Source organism: Prevotella heparinolytica (assembly GCF_004342845.1).
Lineage (GTDB): Bacteria > Bacteroidota > Bacteroidia > Bacteroidales > Bacteroidaceae > Bacteroides > Bacteroides heparinolyticus.
In genome coordinates, this window is sequence record NZ_SLXB01000043.1 from 1 (window position 1) to 12,333 (window position 12,333).

Sequence of the window (12,333 nt, forward strand, 5' to 3'; positions counted from 1 at the left end):
TGAACGACAGGAAAAAGAACTGCCGCCGAAGGTGGTAAGAGAACCCACCGGGTGGCAGTGGTTCCAGATATGGACAGGACGGATTGCCGTTTTCGTTCTTGTCATAATACTGATTAAACGGCGTTTAAAGGTTTTGTGAACAATAAAAAAGAAAAATTATGGAAGGAATCAATGACGGATACATGATGCTGCTGGACGAAGTGAGCTTCGGCGGCAAGGTGCTTGGGAATATCTCCGAGGAAGGAATCGACTTCGGGGGCGACAAGCCTACTTATAATAAGCTTTTTGCCGCGCAGGTGCGCACCGGCCCGGTGAAGAAGGTAGTGTCTAACCCCGGAACCACGACACTGGCGTTCCAGATGATCCAGCTTGTGGCGCAGCACATGGCGGATATTGCCGGAGGCAAGGTCGCGGGCGAGAAGTGGAACGCTCCGGAGAAGATGGAGACAAAAGAAGGCGCCCTTGTCATCAAGACGGGCACGGGTCAGACCATCCGCATCAAGAAGGTAGCTTTGAGCGGGCTTATCCGCGGCAAGCTGGGTAACTCTGGCAACCTGTATATGGATTGCGAGGCCGAGATGCTTTCTCCGACAGACGGCTCATCCCCTTACTCCATCGAGCCTACCACGCCGGGAGTGATGGTGGACGCGGAGACGGTGAATTTCCCCAAGGCAGGAGGCACGAAGGTACTTCGCGTATCGGCTTCAGGCCCTCTCGCGTTGTCGGGGTCGTACACCGACTTCACCGTGGTGCAGGATGGCAACTGCCTGGTCATCACGGCAGCCAACAATGCAACGACAAGTCCCAAGACGGGCACTTTGATACTGGCACTGGTGTCCGATCCGTCCAAGAAGGTGACCGTCAATCTGACGCAGGAGAAGTAACCATGAATGGAGAAGAACTTCGCTCCAGCGAGCTGCTACTGGATCTGGGCGTACGGATTCCGGTACGCCCGCTCCGGTGGCTGGGGCGGAAAAAGAAACCGGGCAAGGTGACGCTGCGACGCCCCTACGCGGGAACGCTGATAGCCATGACACGCTATTACAACCGCATAGGGGTGACGGCTGCCGAACTGAAGGAGTATGACGCGGACAAGTGGACGAAGCTGATAGCCGAACATGGGCGTGACATGGCCCGCATCGTGTCCTGCGCCCTTTGCCGCGGCTTTATCTCCCACCGCCTCTTCGGCGGCCTGGTGGCGTGGTGGCTGTTGTGGCGGGTGCACCCGTCGGTATTGGGCGACGTGATGCTGTTGCTGGTCGAGAGTATCGACACGCGCCCTTTTCGGATTACTATCAGTTCGGTGGAGACGGTGAATCTGATGAAACCGAGGCTGAGCCACGAGGCAAACGGGAGTTAAGCGGCCGCATGGAAGGAAGCCATAGCCTGTTTGGATTTATCTGGCAGATTGCCGCCGCCACGGGATGGAGCGTGCATCATATCCTGTGGAAACTGCCTTATCCCACCTTGCTTCTGATGCTGTCAGACGCTCCGAGGTGGGTCAAGGGCGGAAGGAAAAACAAGAGGGCCGGGATTCCCGGCCGGAACGCCCGGCGTGCGAGCGATACCGCCGCACTGTTTCGGGCACAAATGGAAAGAAAGAATGAATGACCGATGAAGCCAGTAGAGTTTGACATATTGATGCGCGACAAGACGCGCGAGGCTTGGCAGGGCGTCCGGGAGGGCGCCCGGCAAACCTCCTCCGCTGTAGATAAGGCCACGGCCGACTTCAAGGCCCGGATGAAGGAGCAGTCCGCCGTTGTCAAACAGGTGGAAGCCGATATCAAATCGCTGGAAGCGCAGCTGAAAAAAGCAGCGCCCGGCACAAAGAAGACGGAACTGGTTGCCGAACTTGGGGCTGCCAAGAAAGTGTTGCTGGAAGAAAAGGGGGCGTTGGCCGAGCTGGAGAAGCAATTCGCCGCCACGGCGGGCAAAGAGGAGACGCTGCGCACGCAGATAGCCAAGCAGAAGCAACTGATGGCCGGCATGACGGAGGGCACGAAAGAGTATGCCGCCGCCATGCAGAGGTTGGGCGAACTGCAAGACCGCTACGGCGATATAAACACACAGGCACGCATCCATTCGGACGATAACAAGAACATCAAGGGAACGATGGACGCCATCTCCGGTCTGACCGGAGCCATGACAGCCGGCGTGGGCGTGGCATCGCTCTTCGGCGCGGAGCAGGAGAAACTGGCGCATATACAGACCAAGCTGCAGGCGGTGATGGCCGTCACGATGGGCATACAGCAGGTAGCCAATACGCTCAACAAGGATAGTTTTTTCACGCATACGCTGCTTGCGGGTGCGAAAATGAAATGGGCGGCGGCGCAGTCTTACCTGAACACGCAATTGGGTATCGGAGTGGGACTCTCAAAGGCACTGATGGTATCAGGTATCGGTGTCCTCATAGCGGGGGTGGGTGCGCTCATTGCCATATACAACAACTGGAGCTCGAAGAATAAGGAATTGGCCGCCTCGCAGAAGCATATCGAGGAGGTCACCCGCAGTGCCTCAGACGGAATGGGCGAACAGCTCCTTGTCCTGAAACGGCTGCAGGCCGAGTGGAACCGGATGGGTTCCGACCTGAATAAAAAGAAGAAGTTCATCACGGACAACAAGGAAGAGTTCCACAAGCTGGGCATCTCCGTGTCCACTGTTTCCGACGCGGAGAATGCGTTCGTCAAGAATACGGCCGCCGTGATTGAAGCGATGAAACTGCGTACCAAGGCATCCGTGGCGCAGAAGTTTGCGGCGGAGCTTTACGAAAAGTCATACAAAGGGCAGATGGTCGCCGACGAACGCCGGAACTCCGCTCCCCGCAAGGAGGATTACCCGACCAAGACTGTCGTTATGAACTCTTCGGCCGGCGCAGTGACGCAACAGGTCATTGATTACAATGACACCGAAACCGCAAAGAAAAACCGCGACAAGGCCGCCAAAGAGATGGAGATCGGCTACAAAACGCAGGAAGTTATGGCGGAGAAGCATCTGCAAAGGATGATGGCCTTCAACGACAAGGCGGATAAGGTGCTGACGGATGCCGGCCTGAATCCTCACGTAAAGGACAAACCGGAAAAGACGGATACCGAGCCGCAACTCCGCTCCATCTCCGACGCCGAGCTGAAAGCCCGCCGGAAGATAGAGGCCATGCGCATCGAACTGATGCGTGACGGTGCGCAGAAAGAGAAAGCTGAGGCGCGTAAACGCCTGGATGATGAACTGGCACGTATCGACGCGGAGGAGCGGGAGCGCATAGCCGCTTTGGCGAAAGCGAAGAAGGACGGTATCCCCGTCACCCAAGAGCAGGCGGATACTGTAACCAAGCAGGCTCGGATGCAGCGTGAAGGGGCCACGGATATTTACATCAAGGAGTTTTCGGACATAGAGAAGAACTACGCCCGGCAGGAAGAGGAGTTATGGAACGAGGCCAACGCCGTCTTCCGCTCCGCCTTGGAGAACCGCCTGGCGGACATTGACCACCATTACGATGAGCAGGTAAAGAAAGCGGAGGGCAACCGGGCTTTGATTGAAGCGCTGAACACCGCCCGCGAAAAAGAAAAAGACGCAGAGAAGAATACCTCCAAATTGGAGATGCTGGACAATGCCGAGCAGGTGGAGCTGCAACGGCAGGCCATCGTGATGCAGGGGCTCGGGCTGGACGAGCTGGCGGAGGTGCAGCGCAACAACATCGTCATCCGTTATGCCCGGGAACGCATCAAGATACTGAAAAAAATGGGAGGCGATCGCAATAAACAGGAAGCCGCCCAGCTGGAGAACTTGACGAAAGGGCTGGAGAAGCAGAACAGCCGCCGGACGCTCGCGGGATTGTTCAACGAGAAAGCTTTCAAGAGCGTACAGAGCCATTTCCAAAAGATTTACAAGGACAGCGACAAGGCCAAGGCCAAGGCCGAATCCCTCTTTGGGGCCATCCAGAAAGGCGGCCAGTTGGGTGCGGAAGGCATCGGTATGCTGAAGAGTGTATTCGGCGGCTTGGACGAGGACATGGACAAGGCGCTCGAGGCCGCCGGCAATATCGCGTCGGGTTTTGCCCAAGGCGGCGTGGTAGGCGGCGCGCTGGCTGCAGCCGGGGAACTCGTGAATTTTATCGCCGGAGGCCTGCAGGCCAATAAACGCCACAAGGAAGCCCTGAAGAAAATCGTGGAGGAACAGAAAGCCTACCTGCACGAGTACCGGATGCTGCTGCTTGAGGAGCAGCTGGCCTATAAGGTCGGTACGAACATCTTCGGAACCGACAACATAGGGCGCGCCCTGAACGCTATCGACACTTACAAGCAATCCGTCGTAGAGCTGAAGCGTGAACTGAGAGGCTCCACCCCGGAGATGAACTGGATGGAGCGGGCGTGGCACAGGATTACCGGACGCGAATCGGATTCATATAAAGAAAAGATGCAGGCCTACAAGGACGGCATCGGTGCGCTCGCCAACATAGAGGTGAAAACCGGGCATAAGAAGACGGGGCTCTTCGGATGGGGAAAAGGAAAGGATATATACACCTCACTGCTGGACTTACCGGAATATAAGGATATACTTGGCAAGGATGGCAAGCTGAACGTCAATATGGCAAAGGCCATCCTGTCTACCCGCGAGCTGAAGGATGAGAGCAAGAAACTGCTGGAAACCCTGATAGACCTTCAGGAGCAGGCGGATAAGGCCTATCAGGAGTTGGAAGATTCCTTGCGGGAAACATTCGGCCCGTTAGGCGACAGCCTGACGAACAGTATTGTCAACGCCTTCAACAACGGGCTGGACGCCGCGCAGGAGTTTAAAAAAAGGGTGACGGACGTGCTGGCCGACCTCGCCAAGCAGATGGTGTACTCCCTGTTCCTGAAGGACAAATTCGACCGCCTGCAGGAGGACATCAAGAAGGTGTACATGACGGAAGGCTTGTCGGAGAAAGAGATAGCCCGGCAGACTACCGACCTGATAGGCGGTTTCTTCCGGGGCTTGGGAAGCCAGATAGATGCCGCGAATAAGTTTCAGGAAGACTTCTGGCGCAATGCCGAAAAGAACGGCTTTGACCGGCCCACCGCGACAAGCGGCCAGCAACAGGGGCGTACAGGCGCATACACGGCCATGTCCCAGGAACAGGGTACGAAATTGGAAGGTCTGTTTACCTCTGCACAGGATCACCTATCGTCCATCGACAAGAAGATGGGTGACTTTGATGCCGCAATGGGGCGTGCGCTGGAGATACTGGGCGCGATTGCCGCCAACACGGCGTACTGCAAGCTGCTGGAGGATGTGGTGGAACATTTTGAAAGATTGGAAAGAAACGGAATGAAAATGCAATAGGCATGGAAGGAGAATTGAAGATAAACGGAAAAGACATGTATGCGGAATATGGCATGTTCCTGACGGAGAAGAGCCAAGGGGACTACTTTAACCTCTCGGAGTTGCTGAAGCCGTCCAAGATGAAACCCTACACTTCCGTATCCTTCCGGGAGGAGAACGGGGAGAAACTTCCCGAAAAGCTTCCGGAGCCTAAACGGGAGGCCCGCGACTTCCAATTGTACGTGGCGATAGTGGGCGATACCCCCGAGTTGTTTTCGGCTAAATACGCGGCCGTGATGCAGTTGCTGAGCAGCGGATGGCTAAATATGGATATATCCCTGACCGGGCGAACCTACAAGGTGTATTACCAGGAGTGTACGGCTTATGAGCCGTTGACCGGCACGGAGGACGGTGAGGTAATCTGCCGTATGAAACTCAAGTTCCGGGAGCCGAATCCGGAATTTTAAGTAGTATTTGAATAGTCTTTAAATCGTTTTTTAATGGAGCTTAAAATATACAACCGGTCAGGAGATCTGAAACTGACAATTTCGACATCTTCCTCTTCCACATGGAACCGGGAGCTGATGTCCGAGAATGCTTTGTCCCTATCCTTCACCCATACCTCCTATGTTCCGTTGGCGGTGAACGACTATGCGGTGTTGGAGGGTATTAAATTCACCGTCAAGAAAGAGTATAAGCCCAAGCAAAAGAACCGGCAGACATACAGTTATTCGGTGAAGCTGTACGCGCCTATCCATGATGCGGAACAGGTATTGTACCTGAACCTGACGGACGGCGAATACAACCCGCAATTCAGCTTGGACGGTACCCCGAGGGAGCACTTGCAGAAGTGGGTGGACAATATGAACCGCATCTCCGGCAGCCCGCAGTGGTCTGTCGGAGACGTAATTGTTGCATCCCGTAAAACCATCGACTATAATAACACATCCTGTTGGGAGGCGCTTGGCAAAATGGCGGATGCTTTCGACACGGAATGGTGGGCGGACGGCTTCGTCATCAACCTGAGCCGTTGCGAGCATGGCGAGCGGATACCGCTTGGTTACCTGAAAGGTCTGACCTCATTGACTCAGACCGAGAACAGCGACAGCGTGAAATTCTTTACGCGCCTGATTCCGCTCGGCAGCACCCGGAATATTGACCGTAGTCGTTACGGCTTTTCCCGGCTTCAGCTTCCGGGCAGGGAAAAATACATCGACCGCAACACGCAATACGGATTGTACGAACACATCGAAGAAGCAGCATTCGCGAATATCTTTCCCCATTATACCGGAACCGTAACCTCTGTCCGTTCTGCCCAGAAAAAAGACAATAACGGCAAGCCGTTCATCATTTATTACTTCAAGGACTCCGGAATGCCTTTCGATCCGAACAGCTATGAGCTTCCGGGCCTGAAGAAAAGGGTATCTTTCCAATCGGGCGACCTGAACGGGCACGGCTCGGACGACAACGGTACATACTACTTCGAGGCTAACTATGACAGCATGGCGGAGGAGTGGGAAATCATTACTCTTTTTCCGGACGAAACCCGGCAGTTCCCGGGTGGCAACTTGATACCTCGCGTCGGTGATAAGTATATCCCTTGGAACATCCGGATGCCCGAGGTTTATGAAACACAAGCCGAGCAGGATTATCTGGCGGCCGTGAACGACTACCTGGAAAAGTACAGTGAGGACACAAGCAAGTATGGCGGGGACACGGATTACATCTACATAGAAGAGAATGGTATACCATTGGCTGTCGGCCAGAGTGTGCGCCTGCTGAGTGACGAGTATTTTACAAACGGTTATCGCCATAGCCGCATGACCAAGGTTGTGCGTAAGCTGGATAACCTCAATATGGCCACGATAGAATGTGCCGACAGTGTGGGCAAGGGGTGGAAGAGACAGGTAGATTCCGGTTTGTCGCAACTGAAGTATGTGCTTGAGCGGCAACAGGAGAATGAGCTTACCGACATCCTGAAGAGCTGGGACGGGCGGGAAGCGACCGATTACCGCCTGATGACGGCATTACGGATTGTTAGAGAAATTGAAAAGAAAGCCTTATCAAAAGAGAAGTCCGACCGCACCGAACACTCCTTGGAGATAGGTGGAAGATTGACTGTGGATCGGTTACTCAAAGCGCTCACAAGACTTGAAGTCGGCGAAGCCATTGACTCCTTAATAACTGGCAAGGGCATAATTGCAGAAAACGGAATGATTCAGGCTGACCGCATAGAGTTGCGGGGTTCGCTGACTGTCTTGGAGCTGATATTCAACCGTCTCTCCGCGATGGAAAGCGACTACTCCTTTTCGGAAAGTGGAACGATAGACGGTATAGAACCATTATCTGACGGCACGTACACCCTCCATCTACGCAAGCGTTGGGAAAACGATTTTACAGCCTTTGACGAGCACGACATCATATATGGTATCGTTAACAACCTTGCATCCGGTGCAGGTGAGTATTACACCTCATGGATGCGTGTGCTGCACGTTGACACCGCCGCCAATACGGTCAACGTAGTCTTGTACCCCGACAGCGAAGTGCCGGGAGGAAAGAACTACCCCCCGGAGCCGCTGATGGTGTGCTCACGCAGGGGAAACCCCGTGAATCAGGACAGGCAAGCGTATTGGTACTTGTCTACCTACGAGCACTGCATCTGCATGCTTGACGGGGTTACGAAGCCTATATTGGAAGAGGAGAACTACTCCATCATCATAGGTCGCCTGAAGCATCTCTCTTTGTTTGATAACCTGCCAATCAACTACAAGCAGAGCTATGTCTATTGCCGTGGTATGGCCATACAGGACATCCTCCGCATAGACTACCAAGGCAACCCTGTCAGGAGCGAGAACAACCGTGGCAAGTGGAATGCGCAGGAGGCGGTGAGCAATCCCTATAAATTCTCACAGGAGCAATACGATGCGGTCTACCATTACGGCTGCAAGTGGATGTGCCTTGTGGACGGAACGACTAAGGAACCGAAGTACTCCTGCTCTGACTGGGCGATGATAGAGGGTAATCCCGACTTCACCGTCGAGATAAAGAGCTCAAACGGATGGCATTTTGACATGGACGACATTGTAAGGCTGTACGACAACGGCATGCGGCCATTTACCGTGCTCAACCTTGTTGGGAGGCTCTACAACCGTGATGTGACCGCTCACATCCTCGACAGCGACATCGAATGGACGAGGGACAGCGGCAATGTCACGGAGGACAACGCATGGGCGGTAGCTCACGCCGACACGGGCAAGGTACTGCCCCTCACCCTTAACGACCTCGGGCCACACTACTCCGCCATGCGGCGATGCTCGTTCAGGACCACGGTCTTACTTCGAGATGGGAGTGATACATATACTGAGAATTACACAATAGAATTTTGATATGGCAACAAAAAGAAGAAAGATAGAGGTCAACTACCGCCTGCTCCAGACAAGCGGCGGTATAGAGGTTGTCGGCAGTGTGCCTGACACACAAGTATATCAGGGAGACAAGAAGGAACATACCCCCGACTATACCCTGACGCCCCTGACCCTTTTCCCGAGATGCAACGCCACCGATCCGAGTGCGGTCACTACACCTGGGCGCGTGAACGCCAAGCTTACCAATATGAAGTGGCACGAGGTTATCGGAGGTGTCCGTACATTGATAACCTCCACCAATAACAATTACGTCATTACGGAGAGTGGAGAAGACAAAGGGTTGATCCTTGTAAGGCGCAACTCGGCCACATCGCAGCCTGTTACGCTGGAGTTCTATGCCGAGTACTTAGACCCACGCACCGGGCAGATGTTCGTCTACCGATTCACCCGGCTGGTGCGTTCAGTGGACGGCACTGACGCTATTCCCGTGCTGATGATAGACAGCCCTTCAGCGTTCGATTGGAATCCGTGCCGTAATCCATCGCAACACGTGATAACGGCGAAACTGATGGTGGGTGAGCAGGATGTGACGAATCAAGAAAAATGCAGGATATTCTTCTATCGGGTACTTTCCTCCGGAGCACATGAACTGATAAATGACGGCAACGGTGATAACGATTTCGAGATTAAAGCCGTTACAAAGAATAGCCTGACAATAGATCTTGACATGATAGGTTACGACCAGACGTATATAGTGAAGGCCGCATACGTAAAGGATGGCGCAGCAGGTAATGTTCCCGACGACGGCATAGCAGCGGTGTCAACGGCTATCCGCAGGCGTATTCCCGTGATAGAGGCTGATTGGGAGGGTTTACCCTCATCGGTGTCGGACGGAACGGCCTTTCTTACTCCCAAGCCTATCATCTGGGACAACATAGGTATCTTAACAGACCCGCAGAATCTTTTCAATTGCAAGTGGTTTGCCAAGTATCCCGGTGACAGCTCCTATTCACAGGTGGCTGTTGGCTATGCCCCGAAGATACCTTTCAGGAGTGGCATGATGCTGGAGTTGTCTGTGGAGGACAGGGGACCGTGGTGTGCCGTCATGAGCGGCGACTCCTATGTCTTCGCAGGCGACAGCCTTGTGATAGCGAGGGAAAACGGATGATGTTTAACTTTAACTATATAGATTATGGCATTTTACATTAAGGTTACAAAAGACGTTGCGGATGCGCTCAGGCTGACCGGCATCCGCAACCGTACGGCCGACGGCAACATCCTGTTATGGCAGGCCGATATAGCCGCCGTTCCGGGGGAGACCGTATTTGAACGTGCGGAACACGTTGGCGGTGTGGCCTTGCTGCCACAGCAGGCAAAGGCCGAGATAGAGGGAACAGAGACCCCTGTGAGTGTGACAACGCCGGAAGAGTATAAGCCGGCAAGTGAAGAACCGTCTGACGAAGAAGAGCCATGAGTACAGCAAGCGTTGTTGGTCAGATAAACTTTGACCAGAAGTCGGGTGTCTACATGCCGGCCATCATGTGTGATAAGGGTGACCTGTATCAGGAGTATCAGGGAGAGGTGACGGCACCGGCCAATATCACGCCGGACTTCACGGCGATGAAGCCTGTATTATCGTACATGCTGACATCCTCCCGTGTAGCGGAGGGTATCGTAGTGCCTAACACGATGATATGGAAGTTCAACGGCGTGCAGTTGGCGTTCGGAAGTGGCGGGCTGTCCACGAATACGTTCGGTGGCGAGACCGGGCATTTCAAGTTCATTCCCTATCAGGTGGGGACGGCCAACTATTACGGCCTCCAGATAATGAAGAACCTCGTCAAGGCTTCGGCAGGAGCAAGCTGTACCATCGAGGGGCATGCGACGGTCACGGTCGGCAACGTGTCCGACACGATCGGATTCACATACTCCATTCCCATCACAAAGGGAGTGGGCAACCAGCGGCACGTCACCATTGCTTCCGGAGACAACAAGTTCTTTGCCCTCCGGCAGAAAGGTGACAGCTGCATCCTTGCCGCCGTTGCCCGTATGGGTGCGGATGAGATTCTTTCGGGACTGACTTATAAATGGTATCAGATGGCTGGGGGCGCATGGGGGCTGCTGAACGGTCAGACAGCGAAGAATCTGACGGTAACGGACGGCATGGTGAACACTACGGGATTATTCAAGGTGGAGGTGTATCAGGGCACTACGCTTCTCGGGCTTGACACGCAGGCGGTGCTTGACTTGTCCGACCCCTACGACATCATCACGAACCCGACACCGGAGGATGAAACTATCCGCCAGCAGGGCGATACGGTCGTGTACCGCCCCATCCTTGTGAAGCGCGGTGAGACGACAAAGGCAAAGGATATGACGTTCTACTTTGTTTTCATGGACAGTGCCGGCATCATCCTTAACCCCTCTACGGCGAATACCCCTTCCGCTTCCGGCACGTGCACGTATGACATGTGCGTACAGGCAGGCGGTAATGTCGGATGGACTATCACTTCAAGGGATTAGGTATGGCTAAGAAACTGGCGGTAAGAACGGGGGAAATCAAGTTCCTTCCGAAAGGGGAGAAAGGGACTAAGGGGGCGCAGATGCGTAGCAGGGAGTGGGCACCCGGGGTAAGCTACCTGGAGGGAAAGGACAGCGAGCGTTATTACGACATTGTCTTATACAACAAGAGGCTCTACCTCTGCATGCGCTCGCACGTATCCTCCTCCGTCACTCCGCAGGAAGATGTGGCCAATAACGGCGGCAATTGGGCGTTGGCGCAAGATTGGGCGTTCATTGCCACTAAGCTGCTGCTTGCCGAGCGTATCAAGGCCGAGCAAATTGACACGGCGAACCTTGTGGCAAGGGTTCTGAAGACGGCCTTTGACGGCCCCCGCGTGGAGATTGCCGGTTCGATGATGCAATTTTTCGGCAATGTTGCCGCCAATATCCGCTTCGGGGTCAATGAGGCCGGCTATGCCGTGTTGGAATACTACGATAACGACGGCCGCAAGCTGTACGACTTGGGACCTAACGGAATCACACAGATACCGGTGAGTGCGGAATATTGGGCTACCGCCCGTTACAAGAAATTGTCTACGGATAGCCTTCCGGGTACGAGCGATATTGAGCGGTTGTTTCAGCGGAAAGAATACAAACAGGTGGCATATTCTGATGGCACGGATTATTTCAAGTTCTATTCCAAGATGGTAGGCCCGTCCTATGAATATCCGGACAAGCATCAGAAGGTATTCGTCAGCAAGAACATCACGGCTAACTATATCCCTAATGGGTGGTATGTGGATACGCCGAGCTCTGATTCGCCGAATGCCCAGGAACTGATGCAGGTCATGGTAGGAGATACAGGCAGGAGGCTGACAAGTAGTGACATCCCCGATCTTTCGCCCTACAACGAGGCTGTATATGATTATGGAACCATCTATTGTCGCCAGATCATGCAGTTCGCAGGAGGGGGAGTGGTGGATACCGTTACGGCTTACTGGAACGGGTAAATTTATTTACAGAACGAGACTAAATATAAAATGTTAAACCTGTCCGGAAATTAAATTATAAATGAGGGACGATTAAATTACAAGGATATGATTAAGACTATACAAGTAAATAGCGCAGACGTGGTGGAACTGATTAGGGCGCAAATGAGTGAGGTATCTGA

At 53.8% G+C, this 12,333-nt stretch carries 10 protein-coding genes; all 10 read left to right on the forward strand.

Annotated features, from left to right (window positions below; all coding sequences use genetic code 11):
- Window positions 1-158 precede the first annotated feature (158 nt).
- The 10 genes from EV202_RS14480 to EV202_RS14525 all read left to right on the forward strand — a co-directional run bounded on the left by EV202_RS14480 (window position 159) and on the right by EV202_RS14525 (window position 12,172).
- Complete coding sequence (locus EV202_RS14480; RefSeq protein WP_131927564.1) at window positions 159-884, forward strand: BACON domain-containing protein; 726 nt, start codon at window positions 159-161, stop codon at window positions 882-884.
- A 107-nt stretch (window positions 885-991) separates the two neighbouring features.
- Window positions 992-1,360, forward strand: a complete 369-nt coding sequence (locus tag EV202_RS14485; RefSeq protein ID WP_131927565.1) for a hypothetical protein — start codon at window positions 992-994, stop codon at window positions 1,358-1,360.
- Window positions 1,361-1,368: 8 nt separating this feature from the next.
- Window positions 1,369-1,611 carry a hypothetical protein gene (locus EV202_RS14490; RefSeq protein ID WP_131927566.1) on the forward strand — a complete coding sequence of 81 codons (243 nt, stop codon included), beginning with the start codon at window positions 1,369-1,371 and terminating at the stop codon, window positions 1,609-1,611.
- Between the two features lie 3 nt (window positions 1,612-1,614).
- Complete coding sequence (locus EV202_RS14495; protein ID WP_131927567.1) at window positions 1,615-5,316, forward strand: hypothetical protein; 3,702 nt, start codon at window positions 1,615-1,617, stop codon at window positions 5,314-5,316.
- Window positions 5,317-5,318: 2 nt separating this feature from the next.
- Complete coding sequence (locus EV202_RS14500) at window positions 5,319-5,762, forward strand: hypothetical protein (protein WP_131927568.1); 444 nt, start codon at window positions 5,319-5,321, stop codon at window positions 5,760-5,762.
- Between the two features lie 33 nt (window positions 5,763-5,795).
- Window positions 5,796-8,681 carry a hypothetical protein gene (locus tag EV202_RS14505; RefSeq protein ID WP_131927569.1) on the forward strand — a complete coding sequence of 962 codons (2,886 nt, stop codon included), beginning with the start codon at window positions 5,796-5,798 and terminating at the stop codon, window positions 8,679-8,681.
- Window position 8,682: 1 nt separating this feature from the next.
- Complete coding sequence (locus EV202_RS14510; RefSeq protein ID WP_234878318.1) at window positions 8,683-9,828, forward strand: hypothetical protein; 1,146 nt, start codon at window positions 8,683-8,685, stop codon at window positions 9,826-9,828.
- Between the two features lie 24 nt (window positions 9,829-9,852).
- The gene (locus tag EV202_RS14515; RefSeq protein ID WP_131927570.1) at window positions 9,853-10,134 is read left to right on the forward strand and encodes a hypothetical protein; all 282 of its coding nucleotides are present in this window, start codon (window positions 9,853-9,855) and stop codon (window positions 10,132-10,134) included.
- Entirely contained in the window at window positions 10,131-11,183 is a 1,053-nt protein-coding gene (locus EV202_RS14520; protein ID WP_131927571.1) for a hypothetical protein, read from the forward strand. Before EV202_RS14515 ends, EV202_RS14520 begins: the two co-directional genes overlap by 4 nt.
- Before the next feature lie 2 nt (window positions 11,184-11,185).
- Window positions 11,186-12,172, forward strand: a complete 987-nt coding sequence (locus EV202_RS14525; RefSeq protein WP_131927572.1) for a hypothetical protein — start codon at window positions 11,186-11,188, stop codon at window positions 12,170-12,172.
- Window positions 12,173-12,333 lie beyond the last annotated feature (161 nt).